The sequence below is a fragment of the Asaia sp. As-1742 genome (assembly GCF_011753235.1).
Classification (GTDB): Bacteria; Pseudomonadota; Alphaproteobacteria; order Acetobacterales; family Acetobacteraceae; genus Asaia; species Asaia bogorensis_B.
In genome coordinates this window covers 194,273-218,966 of the sequence record NZ_VWWA01000002.1, presented here as the reverse complement: position 1 = coordinate 218,966, position 24,694 = coordinate 194,273, and the positions used below count along the sequence as shown (strand labels likewise).

The 24,694-nt window shown below is 60.1% G+C and carries 22 protein-coding genes; 9 read left to right on the top strand and 13 right to left on the bottom strand.

Annotated features, from left to right (window positions below):
- Nucleotides 1–6: 6 nt before the first annotated feature.
- The 10 genes from nuoF to F3J08_RS03655 all read right to left on the bottom strand — a co-directional run bounded on the left by nuoF (nt 7) and on the right by F3J08_RS03655 (nt 12,869).
- Entirely contained in the window at nt 7–1,323 is a 1,317-nt protein-coding gene (gene nuoF / locus F3J08_RS03700; protein ID WP_166928481.1) for an NADH-quinone oxidoreductase subunit NuoF, read from the bottom strand.
- A complete protein-coding gene (gene nuoE, locus F3J08_RS03695) occupies nt 1,323–1,832 on the bottom strand; it encodes an NADH-quinone oxidoreductase subunit NuoE (RefSeq protein ID WP_023979424.1) in 510 nt (169 codons plus the stop codon). Before nuoE ends, nuoF begins: the two co-directional genes overlap by 1 nt.
- The gene (gene nuoC, locus F3J08_RS03690) at nt 1,819–3,597 is read right to left on the bottom strand and encodes an NADH-quinone oxidoreductase subunit C/D (protein WP_370458658.1); all 1,779 of its coding nucleotides are present in this window, start codon (nt 3,595–3,597) and stop codon (nt 1,819–1,821) included. Before nuoC ends, nuoE begins: the two co-directional genes overlap by 14 nt.
- Nucleotides 3,598–3,610: 13 nt before the next feature.
- On the bottom strand, nt 3,611–4,252 hold the full coding sequence (locus tag F3J08_RS03685) for an NADH-quinone oxidoreductase subunit B (protein ID WP_023979422.1): 642 nt from the start codon (nt 4,250–4,252) through the stop codon (nt 3,611–3,613).
- Nucleotides 4,253–4,254: 2 nt separating this feature from the next.
- Nucleotides 4,255–4,710, bottom strand: coding sequence for an NADH-quinone oxidoreductase subunit A (locus F3J08_RS03680; protein WP_031241229.1), 456 nt, complete (start codon nt 4,708–4,710; stop codon nt 4,255–4,257).
- A gap of 272 nt (nt 4,711–4,982) precedes the next feature.
- Nucleotides 4,983–6,791, bottom strand: a complete 1,809-nt coding sequence (locus tag F3J08_RS03675) for a glycoside hydrolase family 15 protein (protein WP_166928480.1) — start codon at nt 6,789–6,791, stop codon at nt 4,983–4,985.
- Between the two features lie 161 nt (nt 6,792–6,952).
- On the bottom strand, nt 6,953–8,458 hold the full coding sequence (gene zwf, locus F3J08_RS03670) for a glucose-6-phosphate dehydrogenase (RefSeq protein WP_166928479.1): 1,506 nt from the start codon (nt 8,456–8,458) through the stop codon (nt 6,953–6,955).
- 96 nt (nt 8,459–8,554) lie between these two features.
- Nucleotides 8,555–10,108 (bottom strand): efflux transporter outer membrane subunit, encoded by a 1,554-nt coding sequence (locus F3J08_RS03665; protein ID WP_240149141.1) that lies wholly within the window; start codon nt 10,106–10,108, stop codon nt 8,555–8,557.
- Between the two features lie 62 nt (nt 10,109–10,170).
- Nucleotides 10,171–11,751: a DHA2 family efflux MFS transporter permease subunit gene (locus F3J08_RS03660; protein ID WP_166928478.1), complete on the bottom strand. Its 1,581-nt coding sequence runs from the start codon at nt 11,749–11,751 to the stop codon at nt 10,171–10,173.
- Nucleotides 11,748–12,869, bottom strand: coding sequence for an HlyD family secretion protein (locus tag F3J08_RS03655; RefSeq protein WP_122050635.1), 1,122 nt, complete (start codon nt 12,867–12,869; stop codon nt 11,748–11,750). The genes F3J08_RS03660 and F3J08_RS03655 overlap by 4 nt, the downstream gene beginning before the upstream one ends.
- A gap of 491 nt (nt 12,870–13,360) precedes the next feature.
- Between F3J08_RS03655 and F3J08_RS03650 the strand changes: the two genes are divergently transcribed.
- Genes F3J08_RS03650 through F3J08_RS03630 form a run of 5 tightly spaced genes read left to right on the top strand, consistent with a single transcriptional unit; the run spans nt 13,361 to nt 16,851 of the window.
- Nucleotides 13,361–14,587 carry a molybdopterin molybdotransferase MoeA gene (locus F3J08_RS03650; RefSeq protein ID WP_166928477.1) on the top strand — a complete coding sequence of 409 codons (1,227 nt, stop codon included), beginning with the start codon at nt 13,361–13,363 and terminating at the stop codon, nt 14,585–14,587.
- Nucleotides 14,577–15,650 carry a GTP 3',8-cyclase MoaA gene (moaA, locus tag F3J08_RS03645; protein ID WP_166928476.1) on the top strand — a complete coding sequence of 358 codons (1,074 nt, stop codon included), beginning with the start codon at nt 14,577–14,579 and terminating at the stop codon, nt 15,648–15,650. The genes F3J08_RS03650 and moaA overlap by 11 nt, the downstream gene beginning before the upstream one ends.
- A gap of 1 nt (nt 15,651) precedes the next feature.
- Nucleotides 15,652–16,152, top strand: a complete 501-nt coding sequence (gene moaC / locus F3J08_RS03640) for a cyclic pyranopterin monophosphate synthase MoaC (protein ID WP_166928475.1) — start codon at nt 15,652–15,654, stop codon at nt 16,150–16,152.
- Entirely contained in the window at nt 16,145–16,414 is a 270-nt protein-coding gene (locus F3J08_RS03635; RefSeq protein WP_240149111.1) for a MoaD/ThiS family protein, read from the top strand. Before moaC ends, F3J08_RS03635 begins: the two co-directional genes overlap by 8 nt.
- Nucleotides 16,415–16,416: 2 nt before the next feature.
- Nucleotides 16,417–16,851: a molybdenum cofactor biosynthesis protein MoaE gene (locus tag F3J08_RS03630; protein ID WP_205206697.1), complete on the top strand. Its 435-nt coding sequence runs from the start codon at nt 16,417–16,419 to the stop codon at nt 16,849–16,851.
- Between the two features lie 10 nt (nt 16,852–16,861).
- On the opposite strand, the gene F3J08_RS03625 is transcribed toward F3J08_RS03630, so the two are convergent.
- Nucleotides 16,862–17,647, bottom strand: coding sequence for a sulfite exporter TauE/SafE family protein (locus F3J08_RS03625; RefSeq protein WP_023979414.1), 786 nt, complete (start codon nt 17,645–17,647; stop codon nt 16,862–16,864).
- Nucleotides 17,648–17,845: 198 nt separating this feature from the next.
- Between F3J08_RS03625 and F3J08_RS03620 the strand changes: the two genes are divergently transcribed.
- The 3 genes from F3J08_RS03620 (at nt 17,846) to F3J08_RS03610 (ending at nt 20,721) form a co-directional block, all read left to right on the top strand.
- Nucleotides 17,846–19,345 (top strand): leucyl aminopeptidase, encoded by a 1,500-nt coding sequence (locus tag F3J08_RS03620; RefSeq protein ID WP_166928473.1) that lies wholly within the window; start codon nt 17,846–17,848, stop codon nt 19,343–19,345.
- Nucleotides 19,342–19,788 carry a DNA polymerase III subunit chi gene (locus F3J08_RS03615; RefSeq protein ID WP_166928472.1) on the top strand — a complete coding sequence of 149 codons (447 nt, stop codon included), beginning with the start codon at nt 19,342–19,344 and terminating at the stop codon, nt 19,786–19,788. The genes F3J08_RS03620 and F3J08_RS03615 overlap by 4 nt, the downstream gene beginning before the upstream one ends.
- A gap of 153 nt (nt 19,789–19,941) precedes the next feature.
- Nucleotides 19,942–20,721: an acetoin reductase gene (locus F3J08_RS03610; RefSeq protein WP_166928471.1), complete on the top strand. Its 780-nt coding sequence runs from the start codon at nt 19,942–19,944 to the stop codon at nt 20,719–20,721.
- An 83-nt stretch (nt 20,722–20,804) separates the two neighbouring features.
- Here the strand turns inward: F3J08_RS03610 and F3J08_RS03605 are convergent, their stop codons facing one another.
- Nucleotides 20,805–22,220, bottom strand: coding sequence for an L-serine ammonia-lyase (locus F3J08_RS03605; protein ID WP_166928470.1), 1,416 nt, complete (start codon nt 22,218–22,220; stop codon nt 20,805–20,807).
- A 330-nt stretch (nt 22,221–22,550) separates the two neighbouring features.
- Nucleotides 22,551–23,573, bottom strand: a complete 1,023-nt coding sequence (locus F3J08_RS03600; RefSeq protein WP_166928469.1) for a cupin domain-containing protein — start codon at nt 23,571–23,573, stop codon at nt 22,551–22,553.
- Nucleotides 23,574–23,756: 183 nt separating this feature from the next.
- Between F3J08_RS03600 and F3J08_RS03595 the strand changes: the two genes are divergently transcribed.
- Nucleotides 23,757–24,602, top strand: coding sequence for an aldo/keto reductase (locus F3J08_RS03595; protein ID WP_166928468.1), 846 nt, complete (start codon nt 23,757–23,759; stop codon nt 24,600–24,602).
- Nucleotides 24,603–24,694: the final 92 nt, after the last annotated feature.

Below are 24,694 nucleotides of genomic sequence, written 5' to 3'. Positions count from 1 at the left end.
TTCCTCCTACGCCGCCTGCCCTGCGGCGCCGCTCTCTGCGGTACCGGAGGTGGGCTTGCTAACCATTCGCTGGAAATCCTCGGCGAACATCTTCAGGCCGCTGACCAGAGGCGCAATCGCACCCGGCGCGTGGGCGCAGAAGGTGCGCCCCATCGGGCCGATCAGGCGGGCCGCGTCATGGAGGCGATCGATATCCTCCGGCGTGCCGCGCCCTTCCTCGATGGCAATCAGAAGACGCTCGACCCAGGGCAGGCCGTCACGACAGGGCGTGCACCAGCCACAGGATTCCTGCGCAAAGAAATGCTCGAGATTGCGGATCATCCCGATCGGGCTGGTCTTGTCATCGAGCAGGATGGCCAGACCCGTACCAAGGCGGCTGCCTGCCTTTTCCGGCGTCGGGTAGTCCATGATGATGTCAGCGTGCTCGGCCCCAAGGAACGCTGTCGAGGCGCCGCCGGGCAGGAAGGCGCGCAGCTTGTAGCCGTCCTGCATGCCACCGGCACACTCGTTCAGGATCACGCCAAGCGACGTGCCCAGAGGCAGCTCGAACACGCCCGGACGCTTGGCGCGACCGCTGACACCGTAAAGCTTGGTGCCACCATCGGCGCAGGCGCTCAGCCCCAGATACCATTCCGTGCCATTGGCAAGAATATGCGGGATGTTGCTGAAGGTCTCGATGTTGTTCACGACCGTCGGCGCGCCCCACAGACCACCGATCTGGGGAAATGGCGGCTTGGCGCGCGGGTTGGCGCGGCGGCCTTCCAGTGCCGTGATCAGGGCCGTTTCCTCACCGCAGATATAGCGACCGGCGGAGGGATGGACGTGAAGATCGAAATCGAAACCAGAGCCGAGAATGTTCTCGCCAAGGAAGCCGGCCTCACGCGCCTGGATGACCGCCTGCTGCAGGCGCTCCAGACCCAGATGGTACTCACCGCGCAGGAAGATGATGCCGTGCCGTGCCTGGATGGCATAGGCCGAGATGATCATGCCTTCGATAAGCTGGAGCGGGTTGCCCTCGACAAGGATACGATCCTTGAAGGTGCCCGGCTCCATTTCGTCACCATTGGCGACGATATATTTCAGGCGATCCTTGTAGGATTCCTTGGGAACAAAGCTCCATTTCATGCCGGTGCTGAACCCGGCGCCGCCGCGTCCGCGCAGCTTGGAGTCCGTCACCTCGGTGATGATCTCCGCAGGGCTCATGCCAAGGGCGCGGCGCAGACCGCGCCAGCCGCCCTTTCTGTCATAGCCAGCCGGATCGAGGGGCGTCTCGCGATTGACGAGCGCCAGAAGCGGCTGCTTTTCGGGGTTGAGACCAGTCATCACTTCTTCCTCGCCCGAATGTCGTCGATGATCCCGTCGATATCTTCCGGACGGACAGGACCAAACAGGTCCTTGCCGACCAGCATGGCCGGCGCATGGTCGCAGTGACCAAGGCAGACGATGGGCAGAACGGTGAATTCACCATCCGGCGTCGTCTCGCCCATTTTCACGCCCAGCTTCTTGCACAGGCGTTCGCGGGTCTGTTCCGCACCCATGATGTAGCAGGACACGGAGTCACAGAGCATGACCACGTTCTTGCCGACCGGCTTGCGGAACAGCAGGTTGAAATAGGTGGCAATCCCGTCCAGATCGGCCTGGGACATGCCCAGGATCCGTGCCGTATGGGCAAGATGCGCGTCGTTGATCCAGCCGAAGCGTTCCTGCACCAGACGCAGCGCCTCAATGGCGGCGCCGCGCGGGTGATGCTCATGGGCCGCCATGTCGATGAAGGTATCGACGAGATCCTTGGGGAGTTCGGCGTCCTGCGCCGTAAGTTCAGCGGTCGACATCGGCCATCACAAAATCGATGCTTCCGATGATGGCAATCAGGTCGGCAATCATGGTGCCGCGTGACAGCATCGGAAGCTGTTGCAGATGAATGAACGACGGTGTGCGGATACGCGTCCGGTAGGACATCGTGCCGCCATCGCTCACAAGGTAATACTGGTTCAGGCCCTTGGTCGCCTCGATGCAGGAGCGCACTTCGCCCTGCGGAATGACCGGCCCCCAGCTGACGCCCACGAAGTGATGGATGAGCGTTTCGATGTCATGCATCGTGCGCGGCTTCGGCGGCGGCATGGCCAGCGGATGCTCGGCCTTGTAGGCCCCGCCCGGCATGTTATCGAGGCAGTAGCGGATGATGCGCAGGCTCTGGCGGATCTCTTCGATATGCACCGCAGCGCGGTCATAGCAATCGCCATTGACGGCGGTCGGGATATCGAAGTCGATCTGGTCATAGCCCGAATAGGGCGCCTTGCGACGGTAATCCCATTCCAGACCCGTGGCGCGCAGCCCCGGCCCTGTCACACCCCAATCCACGGCCTCTTCGGTCGTGTAGACGCCCACGCCCTTCGTACGGGCCTTGAAGATCGGGTTCTTCATGACGAGTTCGTTGTACTCGTCCAGACGCTTGGGCAGATAATCGAGGAAGGCGCGAACCTCGCCGTCCCAGCCCTGCGGCAGATCCATCGCCACGCCGCCGATGCGGAAAAAGGCCGGATGCATGCGGAAGCCGCAGATCTTTTCGATGATCTCGAAAACGCGCTCGCGATCGGTAAAGATGTAGAAGACCGGCGAGAGCTGACCCAGGTCCTGCACCATGGTTCCGTAGAACACGAGATGGCTGGAAATACGGAAGAACTCGGCCAGCATGATGCGAATGAGCTGAGCGCGCGGCGGCACGGTGATGCCTGCCAGCTTCTCGACACCCATCACATAGGGGAAGTTGTTCATCACCCCGCCGACATAGTCGATACGGTCGGTATAGGGGATGTAGCTGTGCCAGGTCTGACGCTCGGCCATTTTCTCGGCACCGCGATGATGGAACCCGATATCGGGCACCGCATCGACAATGAACTCACCCTCAAGCTGCAACACGACGCGGAACACGCCATGCACCGAAGGATGGTTCGGGCCAAGGTTGAGGAACATGAAGTCGCTATTGTCGGAATGACGCTTCATGCCCCAGGATTCGGGGTCGAACTTCAGCGCTTCCTGCTCGTCGAAAACCTGATCTTCCGAGAGCGTGTAGGGCGGACGCTCGGTCGCGCGGGCGTAATGGTCCTTGCGCAGGGGGTGCCCGACCCAGGTCGGCGGTGTCAGGATGCGCGAGAGATGCGGATGCCCCTCGAACACGACACCGAAAAGATCCCATGCCTCACGTTCGAGCCAGTTCGAATTCGGCCAGATATCGGTGATGGAGGCAATATTGGCATCATCGACTGCAAGCGGCACCTTGAAGCGCACTTCATCGATCGGCCCGTCGAAGGACTGGATGTGGTAGATGACCGTGAAGTCGGATGCCGGCAGATTGTCACGATGGATGCGCTGGCGCTCGTCCACACAGGTCAGGTCGAGCAGCATGCGCAGCGCGCCACCGGCCTTGACCGCCTGAAGCACGGCACGGATCTGGCCGCGTGAGACCCAGAAAGTCGGCACGCCATCACGCGTGGCTTCTTCCATCATGACCATGTGCGGCGGGAAAGCGGCGACCGAGGCCCCCATGCTGCCCGTACCCATGCCTGCTGCGCGGCTGTTATCGAAAACTTCGCTCATGGCTGCAGGCTCCTCAGATCGTGTCGGGCGTACGCAGCTTGGTGACCGCCATGCGCTCTTCACGCTTGAGGTCGCGCATGCTGGCAGGCGTCACCTTGGTCACACCCTGATCGCCCACCATCCAGCTGAGCGGACGGCGCTGCTTGCCGATGGAGTCCTGCAGCAGCATCAGCCCCTCAAGCAGGGCATCGGGGCGCGGCGGACAGCCCGGCACATACACATCGACAGGAAGGAAGCTGTCGACACCCTGCACGACGCTGTAGATGTCGTACATGCCGCCCGAATTGGCGCAGGAGCCCATGGAGATGACCCAGCGCGGCTCGAGCATCTGGTCGTACAGATACTTCACGATAGGGGCCATCTTGCGGAACACGGTGCCCGCAATCACGATCAGGTCGGCTTCACGCGGGGTGGCGCGCAGCACTTCGGAGCCAAAGCGCGCAATGTCATAGCGGCTCGTGAAAGCCGTCGCCATTTCCACGTAGCAACAGGACAGGCCGAAATTGAACGGCCAGACCGAGTTCTTCTGCCCCCAGGAAATGAAATCCTGAAGCTTGCCCACAACAAGATTACGGCGCACGTCCTCGTGCGCCAGAAGTTCCTCAGGGGATTGCAGACGGGGCTCGCCGACGGCGGAGGTAAGAGTCCAAGTCATCGTTATACGACCTCGCGCTCGGGGATTTTGACAAGTTCGACGGGGGAATTGGGCGGCACCTTGACCGGCATGCGGCGGTGCTTGGGGCCCCATTCGAGGGCACCACTGCGCCAGAGATAGACCAGGGCGAGCGTCAGAAAGACGACAAAGGTCACAACCGAGATGAAGGCAGCCCAACCAGCCTCGACCACCACGGGAGCCCATGAGTAGATGAACACGCCTTCCACGTCGAAAATAACGAAGAAGACGGCGAGCAGATAATACTGCACCGGCAGGCGTATACGCGCCGAGCCGGTGGAGAGGATGCCCGATTCATAAGGGAGGCTCATGGAGCGACCGCGCGCCGCACCAACACGACGAGGGCCGAGAGCAGCTGACAGCGCCACCACGATGCAAAGGAAAATGACCGTAAAGGCCACGTAGATCGCTAAAGCATGATCTGCGAGAAACTGAGACACTGGCGCAACCACCTATTCCCGACGGGACCAAAGGCCTGCGTGCCATCACGGCGTGTAACACCGGTCTGGAACTAAAAAGCCAGTGGTCGTGAGGTTTTTTTCTGCGCCATTGCCTAGCATCACATCAAGTCCCTGCCTATCACCTGAAGGGGAGCACACGAACCCGTGATTATTAGTATTCAAACAGTCCTGTTTTTGTTGATATTGATTATCAACTCCTCACCTGTCATCGCGGTCCCGCCGCGATGACTTGTTGATACTTATTCTTAACTTCAAACACCTTGCCGTGACAGGGCCTGATCGAGATATTGTCCTGCCCTGATAAGCGCCAGATGCGTGAAAGCCTGAGGAAAATTGCCCAGATGCTCGCCCGCCGGGCCAATCTCCTCGGAAAAAAGACCGACATGGTTGGCGTATGAAAGGGTCTTGTCGAACAGGAAGCGGGCCATCAGCAGGTCGCCTGAGCGGGCGAGACATTCGATGTACCAGAACGAGCACATCGTAAAAGTTCCCTCCCGGCCTTCCAGACCATCCTCATTATCACCCTCGGCCACATGATAGCGAAAGACGTGGCTGTCATCGAGCAACTGGTCACCCACAGCCTTCAGTGTAGCAACCCATCTTGGATCATAATCGCCTATGAAACCCATAAGCGGCATGAGGAGACACGAAGCATCTATTGCAGTGCCACCTTTGTACTGCACATAGTATTGCAGGTCTTCATTCCAGAAATTATTCTGGATATCCATATATATAGCGTTGCGCTCACGGATCCATACAGCAATACGAGCAGGCAGACCACGCTCTTCTGACATACGAATGGCGCGATCGAGGGCTACCCAGCACATGATGCGCGAGAACAGGAAGTGCTTCTTGCCGCCACGCACCTCCCATATACTCTCATCAGGCTGGTTCCACGCAGTACAGAGCCAGTCAATCCCCTCAGCGATAGACTCCCATGCCTTCCAGCTGATCCGTTCGCAGTGGCGATCGGCGTGATACACCGCGTCCATCATCTCACCGATGATGTCGAGCTGGAGCTGGTCCTCCGCCCCGTTGCCGATACGTACGGGACGCGAGTCCCTGAAGCCGCGGAAATGCGCGAGGTCTGTTTCGGGCACGAAGGCCTTGCCATCGATGGCATACATGACCTTCAGCCGCGCCTCACCCGGCCGGGCGTCCAGTCGGCGCTCATGCAGCCAGCGGATGAAGGCAGTCGCCTCTTCCGTATGACCCGTCTTCATGAAAGCATAGACCATGAAGGATGAGTCACGGATCCAGCAATAACGGTAGTCCCAGTTACGCACCCCGCCCGGATCCTCCGGCAGGCCGAAAGTCGCGGCTGCAACCATCGACCCATATTCGGCCGAGGTCAGCAGCTTGAGGGCGAGGGTCGAGCGCGTGATGTGATCATGCCAGCGCCCGTGATACTTGGCGCGCGCCACCCAGTCGGTCCAGTAATTGGCCGTTGCCTTGAAGGCATTGGATGTCCAGTGGTCCTCGAGACAGAGATTCTCGTCCGTCGTCACACTGTCGAGCATGAAAATGGCCGTCTCATTCAGGTCGAGCACGAATTCGGCGCAGGCATCATCGCCGATGATCGTCATGGGTATGGTCGAGCTGATACGCAGGCTCGGCAGGTCGGGTCGCTCAGGCTCGAACAGGATCACCCGGTCACTCAGGGCACGGGCCTTATGGCCGACACGGGCATAGTCGAACCGGGGGGCGCAATGCAGCCTGAAGCGAAGCGTGCCGCGGACAGCTTTCACACGCCTTATCACCCGCTGCTCAGGATAATCAGGAGCCAGCGTCATGAAATCGGAGATTTCACTCACGCCCTCCGGTGACAGAACGCGTGTCAGCAGGACATTCGTATCCGGCACATAGAATTGCCGGAAACGCCCGCCTTCGAGAACGGGCGCAAGTTCGAAGAACCCGGCGCTGGGCTCGAGCAGCGAGGCAAAAACGCTTGGACTATCGAAACGCGGCCAGCACATGAAATCGATCGATCCATTCAGCGCGACGAGCGCTGTCGTGCGCAGATCGCCAATCACGGCATGATTCTCAATTGCCATACTCATTCGCAGTTCTTTCGACCCGAGGCTGGTAAAACCCTATGTGAAACAGGAATATGAACAAGGCGCCATCCCGACCATGGATGACCCCCGCCCCCGCAAAGCTGGCCAATAGCATCTGGCCGGCTGGAACAGTGACCGCGCGGGGAGGAAAGGCCCGGCGTCAATCAGGCTACCGGAAGCCACTGACGCCCATCGCGGGCAAGCAAGGCGTCCGCCTCGGTCGGCCCCTGTGACCCCGCTTCATAAAGGCAGGGCGCGACAGGGGTGGTAGCGACAGTATCAATCGCCGCCCAGGCGGCCTCAATGGTGCCCGCGCTCTGGAAAAGCATCTGGTTGCCCGCCATGCAGTCATGCAGCAGCGCCTCGTAGCCGACATTCGGCGCCTTTGGGAAAAACGAGTCGTAGAGAAAACTGCTGTTCACGGGGGCAATCACCTCTTCCAGGCCGGGCTGCTTGGCATCAAACCCTATGGAAACGCCCCGTACAGGATCGAGAAGAAAGCGAATGACATTGCCTGTGCGCGGGTCGTTCATATCCTGATTGAAAAGCGCATAAGGCGGCTTTTTAAAGACAATGTTGATCTCGGTGCGTCGGGCCTTCATGCGTTTGCCCGTGCGCAGATAAAAGGGCACCCCACCCCAGCGCCAGTTATCGATATCCAGTCGCATGGCGACGTAGGTTTCTGTCTGGCTATCGGGCGCAACACCCGGTTCGCCCCGATAGGCCGCGACGGGTGATCCGGCGATCTCGCCTGCTCCGTACTGGCCCGCCACGTAATCCTGCGCTCGCACCGGGCGTATGGCTTCCAGCAATCGCGTTTTTTCCTGTCGTATGGCCTCAGCGGCCAGAGAGGATGGTGGCTCCATTGCGATAAGGCTGAGCAGGACGAACAGATGGTTGGGCACCATGTCGCGCAGAGCGCCTGTGTGCTCATAGAAGGCGCCCCGGCTTTCAACGCCAATCGTCTCGGCAGCCGTGATCTGCACATGGTCGATATACTCACGGCGCCAGATAGGCTCGAACAGGACGTTGGAGAAGCGCGCGACAAGGATACCCTGATTGGCTTCCTTGCCCATAAAATGGTCGATGCGATAGATCTGGCTTTCACGAGCCTGCCGACGCAAGGCTTCATCGAGCGCCCTCGCCGATGCCAGATCGTGGCCGAAGGGCTTCTCGATCACGATACGCCTGAACCCCGCCTTCTCCGCAAGAAGCCCTGCCTCACCCAAAGCGGTTGCAATCGGCGCAAAGAAGCGGGCCGCGACCGCGCAATAGAAAATGGCACTGTCCCCACCGAGGGTTTCGGACAGGGTGGTGAAAAGCTCGGGCCGGGTGAAGTCGCCCGCTATATATTGTGCATTGTGGGTCACCCTGTCCCACGCCCCACGATCGAGATGAGGGCATGAGAATTCGGCAGAGGGATCTTTTGCATCCTGCTCTGCCAGAGCGAAATGACGGTCGGCCCAGTCCTGGGCCTTTTGCTCGCCGCGATCAATCGCGATGATCTGAAATCCGGCTGGAAGGGCGTTTGCCACAGCCAGATCATAGAGCGACGTGAGAAGCAGGCGGCGCGTCAGATCGCCCCCGGCTCCGAAAATGACCAGCTTGCAGGGTTGAGAGGCGGAAGTTTGCCCGAGAACATTCTGAAGCTGGTCAGCAGGGCTCGTCATGGTACTTCTCCATCCTTCTCAATGAGCAGGATGAAAAAGCTTACAGAGCCCTAATAGATCACCTAATTATTTTCTTAAGTTCAAACAATAACGTGATCAGCCATGACGGGGACTGTCTTCACCCAATTGCCGGATCGTGGCGTCTTCGGGCTTGTCTTGCGGGAACTGCACCTCCCAGCCGCCGCCCAACGCATTGTAAAGACGCGCCAGATTGCTTGCGATGGTGGTTGTGCTGTCAGCCAGTTGCAACTGCGCCGAGAGCAGGTCGCGCTGCGCCGAAAGCACGTTGAGGTAGGTTGTCAGCCCGCTGCGATATTGCTCCTGCGACAGCTTGAGCGCACGTTGGCCCGCCCCGACCGCTGCCTGCAACCCGTCGCGCCGGCGTTGCTCGTCGCGATAGGCCACAAGCGCGTTATCCACATCCCGCCAGGCGCCCAGCACCGTCTGCCGATAGGTAATGGCCGCTGCCTTCTGGGCATAACGGTTGAGCATCAACTGCCCACGCAGACGCCCACCCTGAAAGATCGGCAGTGAAATGGACGGACCGAGATTCCAGGCACGCGCATTCCAGAAACCGAGATCGCGGAACGAAAGCGATTGCAGACCGAAATCGGCGCTGATGGTGATCTTCGGATAGAACTCGGCTTCCGCCTCGGCCACATTGGCCACAGCCGCATGAAGCTGGGCCTCGGCCTGACGGATATCGGGACGACGCTGGGCCAGCTCAGCCGGCACACCGACCGGCACGCGCGGCGGCACAACCGGTATGCCCGCCGTACGGGTCAGTTCATCGTTCAAAGTACCGGGCGGCGATCCCAGAAGCAGGCTGATGGCGTTGATCTGCTGCGCAATACGCTGATCGAGCTGTGCGATCTGGGCCGTGGTGGAGTCAAGCTGGCTTTCCGCGCTGGTCACGTCCAGTTCGGTGACGAGCCCGGTTTTCTGACGCTCCCTGGCAAGGGCGAGCGTCTGGGCCTGTGTGTCACGATTGGCCTGGGTGATACGAAGCTGTTCCTGCAACCCACGCAGGGTCAGGTAGTCATTCGCCATATCGGCCTGCTGGGCAATAAGGACGCCGCGGCGCTCCTCATCGGTTGCCTGCAGATCAGCCTTGGCGGCCTCGTACTGACGCGCCACGCGCCCCCAGATATCGAGCTCGTAAGAGGCGTCGATGGAATATTTCCACTGGTTCAGAACGGGGATCGTGGCAGAGCCCACACTCTGGTCGAGGAGCGTGGCATTCTGTTGACCCAGCGCCGTCGCATTATCCTTGGCGACACCGGAAAGGATGCGCTGCAGCGATTTGGTGCTGTACTGCGAGCGCGTGTAGGACCCGCTGGCAGAAAGCCCGGGAAAGCGCTCCGCACCAGCCATCAGCAGCTGGGCACGGCTCTGCGCCAGCTGCGCCGTGGCACGCTGAATATCGAGGTTCTGGGTCGCCAGTCGCGTTTCGAGCGAGGTCAGGGTCGGATCGTTGAAGATCTTCCACCAGTTGACATCGGGCGCGTCCGGCGTGGTCAGGCTTCCCTTCTGGCCGGCATGGGCATGCATGTCATACTGGGTGGGCGACCACAGATCAGGCTTCTGGTATTTTGGCCCAACGCAGCCCGGCAGCGAAAGGACCACGGCAAGGGAAGCACCGCACAGCATAAGCGCACGCGGGGAACGGCCAGTCTTCAAGTCATGGCTCCGGGAAATCATGAAACGGGTCATCAATGGGCACCTCCGGCCGGGCCTTTCTTGGCCACCGGGGACAACAGGAAGCAGAAGGGCACGACAAAGAACGCCATGATGCCAATCACCATGAAGGTCTGGTTGTAGGCCACCATCGACACCTGCTGCAGGAAACTCTGATAATAGCTGTGTACGGCATATTGATGCGCGGCCGACTGTGTCAGACCGGCATCGGTCGCCACCTTCTGCACTGTGTTAAGGTAATCCTGTCCGTTGGCATTATAGTCGGACGACCAATGCGCCATCAGGCTCTGACGCACCTGCTTGGTTTCTGTAATCGCTGCCGTGGCGAGCGAGATTGCCAGAGAGCCCACATAGTTACGCGACATGCTGAACATGGCCGAAGCATCGGAGTTCAACTCCTTGGGCAGGGTCGAATAGGCGATGGTCGAGATGGGCACGAACAGGAAGGCCAGAGCCGACGTCTGGAAAATACGATATTCCACCAGATGGGCATAACTCGTGGTCGGCACGAGCTGCGCCGAATAGAACATGGCCAGCCCCATCAAGAAAAAGCCGAACGCAATCAGGTTACGCACCTGAACGAAGCCCATCAGCTTGCCCACAATCGGGATGAGACAGATGATTACAGCTCCGCCCGGTGCAAGCACCTCACCCGAGATCGTGGCCGTATAGCCAAGGACCTGCTGGGCAAACTGGGGCACGATAATGGCTGAGGCGTAAAGCAGACCACCCACCATCGCCATCAGGAATGTCCCAACAGCGAAATTGCGATCCTTGAAGATGGCAAGATTGAGCAGCGGGTTCTTGGCGCGCAGCAGCCAGATCACAGCACCCACCACCCCGGCCACGCCAAGCGCCGCCATGATGATGATGAAGTTCGAGCCGAACCAGTCATCGTCCTCACCGCGATCGGCCATGACTTCGAGGCAGCCGAGACCGAGCGAGATCAGGCAGATGCCGATGACATCGACCTTTTCGCGCTTCTGCTTTTCCCATGGCGGGTCCTCCACGAGCGCCGAAACGCCGATGAGGGTCAGGATACCGAAAGGCACGTTGACGTAGAAAATCCAGCGCCAGGAATAGTTATCGACCAGATAACCACCAAGCAGCGGGCCAAGGATGGGGGCCACGATGGTGGCAATGGCGGTCAGACCGAAAGCCGCACCGCGCTTTTCAGGCGGGAACGTGTCCAGAATGATGGATTGCTGGTTTGGTTGAAGCCCACCCCCGAAGAAACCCTGCATCAGGCGGAAAACGATCAGCATGGGCAGGCTTGTTGATAGTCCACAAAGGAACGACGACACCGTGAACATGGCGATGCAGATCAGGAAGTAGCGCTTGCGCCCCAGAAGCTTGCCGAACCATGCCGAGATTGTCAGCACGATACCGTTTGCCACCAGATAGGAGGTGAGCGCCCAGGTGGCATCGTCATAGGAACTGCCGAGCGCGCCCGAAATATGCGGAAGCGCTACATTGATGATGGTGGTGTCGAGCACCTCCATGAAGGCGCCCAGCGTCACAACCACTGCAATCAACCAGGGGTTGGCTTTGGGCTTCCAGTCGGCATGGTTGTTTTCGCTGGACGCGTCGCTCATTGGACGGTCACCGTCGGCACGACAGAGACACCAAGCGGCAGCGGCACATTGGGGTCAAGCCCGCTATCGATCAGGATCTTGACCGGGACGCGCTGGACGATCTTCACGAAGTTGCCCGTCGCATTTTCGGGCGGAAAGGCGCTGAACGCGGCACCTGCACCAAGCTGGATGGAATCCACATGGCCATGCAGGGTCAGGTTGGGATAGGCATCGACCTCGATCTCGACCTTCTGGCCGGGACGCATCTTCTGGATCTGCGTTTCCTTGTAGTTCGCAACAACCCAGACTTCAGGCTCGACCACAGAAAACAGCTTCTGGCCGGTCTGGACGAAATCGCCCTGCTCGACATTACGCTGTGAAATCCAGCCATCATGCGGCGCGCGCACTTCGGTCCAGCCGTAATTCAGCTGTGCCTGAACAAGATCAGCCTCGGCCGCCTTGAGGGCAGCATTCTGCTGCTTCATCGTGGCTTCCTGGTTCTCGATGTTCGGCTTGACCGGGGTAGCCTGCTGCAATTCACCTTCAGCGCGCATGACTTCGGCGTGAGCCTGGTCGAGTGCGGCCTTCGAGTAATCGATATCCTGCTGTGTGGTCGCAGCGCGGGATACGCTATGCTGGCGACGATAATCCGTTTCGGCCTTGAAAAGCTGGGCCTGCGCCGAAGCAAGAGCCCCCTTGGCCGCAATCAGGCGACCGGGGAAGTTCTGCTTGGCGACCATCACCATCTGCGTGGCAGCGGCAAAATTGGCCTGAGCCTGCGCAATGCTGGCTTCGGCCTTGTGCAACGAGGCGATGTAGTCGCGGTCATCGATCTTGACCAGAAGCTGCCCGGCATGGACGAACTGGTTGTCATTCACCAGAAGCTGGGTGACATAGCCGTTCACATGGGGCGCAATCGAAACCTTGCGTCCTGTCGTATAGGCATCATCCGTTTCGATCTGGTTGCGTGTCAGCAGCCAGTAGGCGATCCAGACGATCACCACGACAACGACAACAGCAATCAGAATGATACGCAAAAGGGGGCTGCGTTTCTTGCCCCCGTTTTTCTTGTCCTGCTTGCCGTTCTTATCGTCATCACCCTGCGATGCGCGATTATCCTGCTCGTCGCCCTGCGCCATGTGCATCCTCTCGGCGTTGCCCCGCCCTTGCGCGCAGCAACTCAGTTTTTGGCTCTGTAATCCCGAATTCTCATCGCCTGAGCTGAAAATGACCGTTCGGTTCGGTCATGGACTAGCATAGGTCTCCGGGGCCTTCAATCATCTGTTTCAGACAATGTCTGTGGTTGCACGGGTTTAATTGGCTTTTTCCTAACCCCACCCTAACCCGGGGCCCAGAGGGCGAAAAACCTTTGCGCGCCAATGCCTGCGCGCGCTTGATCATCTCACGCGGCCTGTGTCTGGGCCACACCAAAGCCAACAACCTTCAGGAACGTTTCGGGGTTGCGAAGCAATTTGCCTCGACAGATATCTCCGGTGTTTCTGTTACGGAAAAGCCACAACCGGATTTAGAGAGATTCGCACTCGCCATCGTTACATCCGATCGGAAGCGCGGGTGCCGAACTGCGTATCTTTCATGTATTGTCGTTATTTGGGTTTCTGGAAGGGCGTTCATGGGTGATCTGCTGGATATCGAGACCGCCGAGCGTCTGATTGACGAAACGCTTGTGCCGTTTCCTGTCGAGGCTGTGCCTCTCGCCCAATGCACCGGGCGCGTGCTACGTCAGGACGTTCAGGCCGAACGTGCGCTCCCGCCTTATGATCGCGTCATTCTTGATGGCATCGCGGTGCGCTGGCAGGCGCAGGACCGGATTTTCCGGCTGGCAGCCACGCAACCTGCCGGACATCCTCCCCTCACCCTGCCCCCTCAGCCTGTCTCAGCAGACGCAGGATCGTCTGTCGCGCCCTGCATTGCCGTCATGACAGGATCTGTTCTGCCGACCGGCGCGGACACGATCATCCCGCGTGAGCATTACAGCGTGGTGGGCGACCTGATCGCCCTCCACGATTCATCTCACCCGCAAACCGGACAGCATATCCATCGTCAGGGTGCGGATTGCGCCGCGGGCGACATCCTGCTGCGCGCAGGCATCAGCCTTTCCCCGCCCGATCTGGCCGTGCTGGCCGCCAATGGAGTCAGCCATCCCCTCGTCGCGCAGATTCCCTCGGTCGCCATCATCTCGACAGGCGACGAGCTTGTAGCCCCCGATGCGCCTGTTGCAGACTGGCAGATCCGCCGCTCGAATGAATATGCCATAGCCGCCTCGCTTGCCCGCAAGGGCTTCACCCGTCAGAGCTTTGCGGTGTTACCCGATGATATGGCAACGCTGACCGATCAGCTTGGCGCGCTTCTGGCGGAACAGGATGTTCTGGTCATCAGCGGGGGCGTATCGATGGGGCAGTTCGATTTCGTCCCGCAGGCCCTCTCAGCGCTGGGCGTGCGCACCATATTCCACAAGGTGGCACAGCGCCCCGGCAAACCATTCTGGTTCGGCGTCTCACCCAGGGGCAAGTCTGTCTTTGCTTTACCGGGCAATCCTGTCTCGGCCCTCGCCTGTTGCAGTCGCCATGTCGTGCCTGCCCTGCTGCGTGCCCAGGGACTTTCGGTAACCCCTCGCCCTGTCCGGCTGGGGGCCTCTCTGGCACCGCTGGCCACCATGACCCGACTTGTTCCCGCCCAGCTCGTTCAGGACGATACCGGCACGGTCATTGCGATACCGCGCCCCATGCCGACCTCGGGAGATTTCAACCGGCTGGGTGCAACGCAGGGGCTGATCAGCCTGCCCCCCGGCGAAGCGACATTGGATACCGGCTCGGTTGTGCTGTTCCATGACTGGTGAGGCGTCACAGACCAGCGTACCACGCGATCGGCTCGGACGCCCCTGGCATGATCTGCGCATCTCGGTCATGGACCGGTGCAATTTCCGCTGCCCTTATTGTATGCCGGAATCGGTCTTTCATGATGATTTCGCCTTTCTCGCCCCTGACGCCCGCCTGAGCTTCGAAGCGATCGAGCGCGTGGCCCGCGTGGCCTCCGGGTTTGGTGTCAGCAAGCTGCGTCTGACAGGTGGCGAACCGCTTTTACGGCCCGATCTCTCCCGTCTTGTCAGAAGGCTCGTAGCCATCGAGGGCATTGATGATGTGGCCCTCACCACCAACGCGGTTCTGCTCGAACGCCATCTGGACGCGCTGCATGACGCCGGGCTGACGCGCCTGACCATCAGTCTGGACAGTCTTGACCCGACAATATTCAGCCGCATGAGCGGCGGACGCGCCGTGGTCGAAACCGTTCTGGCGGCCATCGACAAGGCTGCACAACGGGGATTTCCCGGCGGTATCAAGATCAATACCGTCTTGCAGCGCGAAGTGAACGAGAGCGAGATCCTGCCGCTCGTTGCCCGCTTCCGCCATACCGGCATCACGCTGCGCTTCATTGAATATATGGATGTTGGTACGCGCAACCTCTGGTCGCAGAGTGCCGTCGTCCCCTCGGCGGTGGTCCTTGAGCGTATTGCCACCCGCTGGCCAGTCGAGGCCATCGCCCCCCGCTACAGGGGGGAGGTCGCCCGCCGATATCGCTTTACCGATGGCGCAGGTGAGATTGGTTTCATTTCCTCGGTCACGGCGCCCTTCTGTGGCGATTGCTCGCGTGCGCGGCTGTCATCGGATGGGCAGATCTTCACTTGCCTCTTCGCCACAAAAGGTACGGATCTCCGGCCCGCGCTGGCAGATGAGTCGGATGAGGCCTTGCGTACGGCCCTGCGCGACATCTGGCATGAGCGCAGCGATCGTTATAGTGAAATGCGTCATCCTGCACCGGTGCAGCCAGCGCCCCCGGAAGACGGACACAGGACCGGACAGACGGGCGACCGGAAAATAGAAATGTATTATATCGGAGGCTGATGTGACATCCCTGACCCATGTGGATGAAAAAGGCGAGCGGCCCCATATGGTCGAGATCGGTGACAAGACAGTCACCCGCCGTGAGGCCCGTGCCCAGGCACGTCTGCGCTTTCCCCCGGAAGTCGCCAACACCCTGGCTGATGCCGGTTACATGACCAGCAAGGGCGCGGTACTCACCGTGGCGCAGCTTGCCGGTATCATGGGAACGAAAGCGACATCACAGCTTATTCCGCTCTGTCATCCGCTCTCGCTCACAGGATGCAAGGTGGACATCACGATCGACGGTCATGATGCCGTGATCGATTGCCGGGTGAAATGCGAAGGCAAGACCGGTGTGGAGATGGAAGCGCTCACGGGTGCCACGGTCGCAGCCCTGACGCTTTATGACATGTGCAAGGCGCTCAGCCACGACATGGTCATTCACGAGGTTCGCCTGATGGGAAAGAGCGGTGGCAAGCGTGATTTCAGCCACGAACCCGGCCACGGGTCCGGCAATGTCTGAAGCCGCCACCATGACCGGACCGGCCTGCGTGACGCTGGAATATTTCGCCCAGCTACGCGATGAGGCCGGTTGCCCGACTGAAACCGTCACCACAGAAGCGCCGACGCTTGCCGCGCTTTATGACGAATGTTCTGCCCGGCACGGCTTCAGCCTCGCCCGGATGCGGCTTCGCGTGGCAGTCAACGCCGCCTTCACGCCATGGGAGCGCAGGCCCGCCGATGGCGACCATATCGTGTTCATCCCGCCAGTTTCGGGAGGTTGACCATGTTCCTTCTGACCGAAACCCCGATCGAGCCAGACAGCGCCGCATGCGCCTTGCGGCGCAACGAGGCGGGCGGTTACTGCAGTTTCGAGGGATGGGTGCGCAACCATAGCGAGGGACAGGCCGTGCTTGGCCTCGATTATCAGGCCTATCGCCCCCTTGCAGAGGCGGAGGCGGCGCTCATCCTGCAGGAAGCAGAAAGCCGGTTTGATATCGTGGCCGTCTCGGCCATTCATCGTATCGGCAGTCTCGGGCTCGGGGATATGGCGGTATGGATCGGGGTTTCAGCCGCCCATCGTGATGCAGCCTTCGTCGCCTGCCGCTATGTGATCGACGAGATCAAGCGCCGTGTGCCCATCTGGAAACGTGAGCGCTATGCCGATGGCCATTCCGAGTGGATTGCCTGCCACGACACCGAGCCCTCACCCGAGCTGTGATCGGCGGGCCTCAGACGAGGCGCCACCCGACAATAAAGAGCACGGCAGCCAGAACGGAGCGTTGTACGCGCTCATTGACCTGCCCCACGCACAGGCTGCCGAGCACGATGCCCGGGATCGAGCCGCAAAGCAGCGAGACCAGCATCGGAATCTTGACCGCCCCCAGATACCAGTGCCCCATGCCCGCAATCAGGGTAAGCGGTACGGCATGGGCGATATCCGACCCCACGAGGCGTGCAGTGCTGAGCGAGGGGTAAAGCAGGATCAGCACAGTCATGCCAATCGCCCCTGCGCCAACAGAAGACAGGGTGACCATCACACCAAGCACAGCGCCAAGCACCACGGTGAGCGCCGCCGCCGCGCCGGAGGAGAGCTCGCCCGCATGGCGATGGGACCAGGCCTGCAGTTCCTTGCGAAAAAACACGCTGGGCGCCGTAATGAGCAGGGCCACGCCGAGGGCTGTCGAGACCAGACGCGTCGTGTCGTGAGACGGGCTGCCATACCAGTGCAGAAACAGCAGTGAGACCAACGTCGCAGGCAGACTGCCGGCCAGCATGCGGAACACGACACGCCATTCTACCGCACCACGATGACCATGCACCAATGTGCCAACTGATTTGGTGATGGCCGCATAAAGCAGATCCGTGCCCACAGCAGCCTGAGGATGCACCTTGAACAGCAGAATCAGCAACGGTGTCATGAGGGAGCCACCGCCCACACCGGTCATGCCGACCAGAAAACCCACACCGAGACCGGAGAGCACGTAGAGATAATTGAGGTCGGCAAGCAGTGACATGAACGGGCCTTGAAGCACGAAGCGATGGGAGAGACGGGACTAGGCCATATTTCCGGGCAACAATCAACGCTCATAGTGGTTTGAATTCAATAAACGATTTTGTATCGTTGTTAAAAGCCTGAAGGCGGCACTGCGCCTTGCCTTATCCGGTCGCGATGACGATAGTGAGGGCCTTCTCAGCTATAGACCGGAAAGATCATGCTCGATATCCAGATCCAGGCCCCTTTTCCAATCCTGCAGGGCAAGGGCGCCCCGGAATCGGAGCAGACCCTCGTCCTGCTGACTGGCCCGGAATTCGATGTGGCTGATGGTCCGTTCTCGCACCTCGATGCGGCAACGGGCGGGGCGCTGCGCCGGGCTGTTGCCATCTCGCGCTTCAAGGGGCAGCGCGACCAGAGCTGTGTCCTGCTTGCCCCCTGTGCGGCGTTGGCCCGAATCGTCCTGATCGGCTGCGGTCCCGAGGACGAGCTTGATATTCCGACGATGGAAGCCGCTGGCGGGCAGGCCGCACGTGCCGTGCGTGACACCACCCATGCCGATCTTGCCTTTGCGGGGCGCTGCGCCGCGTTCGCCGCCCATGCTGCCTATGGCGCCGCTCTGGGCCGCTACAGCTTCGACCTGTATCATACCGACGAAGCGGAAAACGCACCGCAGCTTCAGCGCCTGCATCTGGGTGTCGCCGAGATCGACGCTGTGCGTGAAGCATGGGAGAGCCTGAAGGCTGTGGCGGCAGGTGTGTTCCGCGCCCGTGATCTGGTGAGTGAGCCGCCCAACGTTCTGAACCCGCCCGAATTTGCCCGTCGCATCGAGACTTTGCGCGATCTGGGGGTCGAGGTGGAAATTCTCAACGCAGCAGCATTGCGCGAACTCGGCTTTGGCGCCCTGCTGGGCGTGGCGCAGGGCAGCGATCAGGAAGCCCGCGTGGCCATCATGCGCTATCGGGGTTCGGACGAGGCACCGCTTGCCTTCATCGGCAAGGGCGTGACCTTCGATTCAGGAGGAATTTCCATCAAGCCGGCTGCCGGTATGGATGAGATGAAAACCGATATGGGCGGCGCAGCCGCCGTTGTCGGTGCGCTTGAGGCCGTGGCACGACGCAAGGCAGGCGTCCATGTGATCGGCGTGGTGGGACTGGTCGAGAACATGCTCTCGGGCAATGCCCAGCGCCCCGGCGATGTTGTGCGCAGCTATGCTGGCAAGACCATCGAAGTGCTCAATACCGATGCCGAGGGGCGTCTGGTTCTCGCCGATGTTCTGGCCTATGCCAAGGCACGGTTTGCGCCGCGTCTGATGGTCGATCTGGCCACGCTGACCGGTGCCATTGTCGTCAGCCTCGGCCATGTGCGTGCCGGGCTGTTCAGCAATGACGACGCGTTGGCCAACGCGCTTTTCGAGGCCGGAGAAACCACAGGTGAGGCCGTCTGGCGCATGCCGATGGGTAAGGCCTATGATCGGCAATTGCGCTCGGACATCGCCGATATGAAGAATATCACGGGCCGCCCTGGCAGTTCGATCACGGCCGCGCAATTCCTGGCGCGTTTCGTGGGTGACACACCTTGGGCGCATCTCGATATCGCTGGTGTGGCATGGCGCAGCGACGCGGCACCGCAATGCCCCAAGGGCGCAACCGGGTTTGGCGTGCGTCTGCTGGACGCGCTCGTACGTCATCATGAAGAGGCAGACAACAAGGCCTCATGAGCGATATCGGCTTCTATCATCTGACGCGCACGACGCTGGAAGACGCCTTGCCGCCGCTATTGGGCCGTACGCTCGAAGCGGGGCGGCGTGCCGTGATCCGGTGTGGCGACGCGGCACAGGTAAAGGCGCTGGACGAGGCTCTCTGGAAGGCGAAATCACCCCTCTGGCTGCCTCATGGCAGCCAGCGCATGGGGTTCGGGCCGCGTCAGCCCATCTGGCTGACCAGGGGAGACGATGTTCCCAACGGCGCGCGCTTCCTCTTCCTGCTTGATGGCGGTGTCGAGGACGGGCTGGAAACGTTCGAGCGTATCTTCACCCTGTTCGACGGCAATGATCCGGAGGCTGTTGCAAGGGCTCGGGCACGCTGGAGCCTTGTCAAAAAGGCCGGTCATAATCTGGCCTACTGGCAGCAGCAGGAGCGCGGCTGGCAGAAAGCGGGATAGGCCCGCGACCCGACCAGACACGAAACGTTTCGCTTGTCACAAGAGAGTTAACCTCTCGATCCTCTCCCCCAATTGGCCGTTCATGCTCCTGATAAAGGGCCATGTGACATGCCTTTCCGGCTGTTGCCCGCCCGCATAAGAAGGGGAACAGCCATGTCACTCAATGGAAAAGTCGCCCTCGTTACCGGCGCCGCTCAGGGCATTGGTCGCGGTATTGCGCTCAGGCTGGCGCGCGATGGCGCCGATATCGCTCTGGTGGATCTCAATACGGAGCGGCTTGCGCAGGTTCGTCGTGAGGTCCAGGCACTGGGACGCAAGGCCAGTGTCTCGGCGGCCGATGTAAGCCAGCGCGATGCTGTCTATGCCGCGATTGATCACGCGGAAGCGGAACTGGGCGGTTTTGACATCATGATCAACAATGCGGGTATCGCGCAGGTGAACCCGATTGCCGATGTGGCGCCTGAGGAAGTCGAGCGTATCCTGCGCATCAACATCCTGGGCGTTCTGTGGGGCATTCAGGCTGCAGCGGCCAAGTTCAAGGCACGAGGCCACAAGGGCAAGATCATCAATGCCTCGTCCATTGCCGGGCATGACGGTTTTGCGATGCTGGGTGTGTATTCCGCCACCAAATTTGCCGTACGTGGCCTGACACAGGCCGCCGCCAAGGAATATGCCAGCGCTGGCATCACGGTAAATGCCTACTGCCCCGGCATTGTCGGCACCGATATGTGGGTCGAAATCGACGAGCGGTTCTCCGAACTGACCGGCGCAGAAAAGGGCCGCACCTACGAGAAGTTCGTTGAAGGCATCGCGCTGGGCCGTGCCCAGACGCCGGACGATGTGGCGGCTCTCGTCTCCTTTCTGTCGAGTGACGATTCAGACTACATCACAGGTCAGTCGATCCTGACGGATGGCGGCATCGTCTATCGCTGATCATCCCGGCCGTCAGCCCGGTCACACATCTGGCTGACGGCTCCGGGTCTTGGGCCCGTCCCGTTTGGTCAGGCGAGGCCGGATCAACACTCCGGCAGGTTCACTGCAAGGCCGCCAAGCGATGTTTCCTTATAACGCTGGTTCATGTCACGACCTGTTTCCGCCATCGTGCGAATGACCTGATCCAGCGAGACAAGATGGGCCCCGTCGCCATTCAGGGCGAGTGAGGCTGCATTCACCGCCTTGACCGCACCGAAGGCATTACGCTCGATACAGGGGATCTGAACCAGACCGGCGACCGGATCGCATGTCATGCCCAGATGATGTTCCATTCCGATTTCGGCAGCATCCTCGATCTGCTCGGGGGTTCCTCCCAGAGCGGCTGCCAATCCCGCTGCCGCCATGGATGACGCAACGCCCACTTCACCCTGACAGCCAACCTCGGCGCCGGAAATCGAGGCATTCAGTTTGAATAGCCCGCCAATGGCCGAGGCAGTGAGCAAAAATTCCCGCATGGCCTGGGTCGTCCCGGGCGATGCGAGCGGCGCGCAGTAGTCACGGTAATAGCGCAGGACCGAGGGAATGATGCCTGCTGCCCCATTGGTGGGCGCCGTGACGACGCGCCCTCCGGCTGCATTTTCCTCATTCACGGCGATGGCAAACAGGCTGATCCAGTCCATGATGGCATGGGCCGAGCGCATATTGCTGCGTTCATGCGCACAAAGCTTTTCGTGCAGGGCATGGGCACGACGGCGCACCTTGAGTCGTCCGGGCAAAATTCCTTTCTGCATGATGCCACGCTCGATACAGGCCAGCATGACCGCGATGATCTCGTCCAGATAGCGCTCCACTTCCGAACGGGGGCGCAGGGCACATTCATTGGCCATAACCAGCGCAGCAATGCTCAGATTGTGGGTACGGGTCTGTTCCAGCAATCCGGCCCCACTGGTGAAGGGATAGGGCACATCAGGCTGCGCGTAGCCTGCACTCTCCGTTACGCTTTCCGAAACAATAAATCCACCGCCGACCGAACAGAAACGGGCACACTCAAGTATACCTCCTTCGGCCGAAAGCGCCTCGAATTGCAGGGTGTTGGGGTGGACAGGCGGCACACTCTCCCGATCGAGCACCAGATCATGAGCCGGGTCGAAGGGAAGCACCCGGTCACCATAGCCAACGTGCTTTGTACGCATGACGCGCTCGACAATGCCGTCCGCCTGATCGGGATCGACCGTCTGGGGCAGCTCACCGCACAGGCCCAGAATAACCGCCTTGTCAGTCGCATGCCCCTGGGCTGTCCAGGCAAGGGAGCCGTAGAGCGTAACCCGCAGGCGCGCAATGTCGGTCAGGCAAACAATATCTGAAGAAGACGGGTCTCCCGTCTGGAGCCGGGTCTCCATCAGCGAAACCATGAAGCGTTGCGCGGCGCGCATCGGACCAACGGTATGAGAGGACGACGGTCCGATACCGATCTTGAAAAGGTCGAACAGGCTGATCATTGATCTCTCGTGGACTGCTTCATTCGGGGTGGATGTCGGCCAGGAAACCATTCATCTGGTGAACCTGCCGTGTGGAAAACCCGTGCCACGCTTAACCTCGACCGTCTCTCTCGATGATTGACGCGTGATGCAGAGCGACATCCACCATATGTTGGGTTTCGCGCCCCGTTTATAGTCGACCGTAGCCAGCCTGACAAAGTCCGAACGTGGCAGTGCCACTCTTGTAGCAACCGGATATCTTTGCCGTCAGACCGCGGGGAAAAACAGGGTTGACGCGTAGCGTGGATGATCCTTGCTCAGCAGGGCGCGCCAGCTTCGCGCCATGCGACTTCAGTGTGGGCCATGCCCTGAAGGAACCGGACTGACCTGCTCGAAGGATTTGCTGTCCTGGTTAACCAGATTGGCCACAACACCCACATCCACGTGCAGCTGTGCAGCAATATCCTCAGTCGAGCTGGCCGCCAGCCACTGTGACAGGGACAGATCATGGTAGTGATCCGACCGGAAGATTTCGAGCAACCTGAGGGGCCCGTCACCATCATTGTGAATGAGATAGCCTTCTCCACGCGGAATATAGGCCATCATCCCCGGGCGGAGCGCTGAACTCCGTTGCCCCGCACCCTTTACCATCCGGGTTAGCTGACCACTTCCCTCCAGGCATATCTGCCAGACAGACGTGTTGAGATGCCAATGCAAATCGGTGCGGCGGCCTGAATCGACCTCGACCAACGCCGCTGAAAGAGCATCAGGATCGCTGAACGCATCTGCCTCGACAACCCGCAGACGACCCCAGAAGGTGCGCTGCGCCTTCTGTTGCAACAGACGATGATGAAACCCGGGAGGAGGCAACGCTGAGTCGGGGCAGACTTCAGGCCAGTGGCCTGCGATATCCTCGGGTTCGCGACCACCGATAAACGCAACAACACTGGCCTGTTCCGTTTCGTGACAATGAAACCATGCGACTGCCGATGCCGGGATGCTCCATACATCACCTTCAGCCAGTGTCTCGCTATGTATAGCGGCATTCGTATGGCGACGCATGTTGAGCGTGGCGCACCCGGCGATCACCATACCCCAGCCTCGAGCCGGACAGGCGGTTGCTGCGCCGCCCGTTAATGCTCCCAGCAGATGATGGGTGACCCGCACATCGCTGATGCCGAAAGGCGCGATACGCTCCGACCACAGCCAGCCTTCCTCCTGCGGTGTGGTCAGGCACTCCCTTGAGCGTCGCGCCTCTTCCTGCCTGACCTGAGTGCTGCTACCCGCCACACGCCGCCCGGAAAACAAACCCGCACCACCTCCAGGTACAGCGCCAAGAATGCGGTGCAGGATGGTATGATCGAAAGACGCCATGATTGGCCTCCTTTCCGAGAACGCGAAGATTGTACGCGGGGCGGTTTGCCTCTCCAGGCACGTTAACGCCAAAGAGGACAGAGACCTCACCACATCACCAATTCGTGATAACTCGGATATGGAGACTGGCAAACGGCACTGACCCTGTGACGCTTGATCTGGAAGGATAAAAGGAAAATTCTGATGAAAACCGTCCGCTTCAAGAATGGTTGCGTGGTTCCCGCGCTCGGTATGGGTAGCTGGAATATTGGCGATTCCGTTGCGAGCAGATCCGAAGAGATCGCCAGCCTGCGCACAGGCCTGGATCAGGGCCTCACTGTCATTGATACTGCCGAGATGTACGGCAGTGGGCGTTCTGAGCACCTTGTGGGAGAGGCCATCGTCAACCGTCGGTCGGACGTTTTCCTGATCAGCAAGGTCCTGCCTTCCAACGCAACCTATGAAGGCACCCTCAAAAGCTGCGAAGCGTCACTCAAACGACTGGGCACAGGGTTTCTTGACCTGTATCTTCTGCACTGGCGCGGCGGGGTTCCACTATCGGAAACCGTTGATGCGTTTGAAAACCTCGTCGAACGCGGCCTCATTCGGCAGTGGGGCGTTTCGAATTTCGATACCGACGATATGATCGAACTGGAGAGCACGACGCCGGGATGCGCCGCAAACCAGATTCTTTACAATCTGGAGGCACGCGGAGCCGACTTCAATCTGATCGATCAGGACAGCACCAGCGATATTGTCACGATCGCCTATTCCCCTCTCGGACAAGGAGGGGAGTTACTGAATGCTTCCGTCCTTGATGAAATTGCCGCAAAGCACGAGACCCCAGCCGGCCCGGCCACACCAGCGCAGATTGCTCTGGCCTGGACCCTTGCAAAGCCTGGCATCCTTGCAATTCCCAAGGCTGGTACGCGCCGACACATGCAGGAGAACATTGCTGCCCTCTCAATAACCCTGCGCCCGGAGGATCTGGCTCGTCTGGACAACCATTTCCCGCCACCCCGGCATAAGACACCCCTCGAAATGATCTGATTTGCCCAACGCACCAGTTGTGCCAGACTATACGCTGGCACAGTTGATTTGATATATTGCGCCGCGGAACGATATATTTGTGAAATTATTTA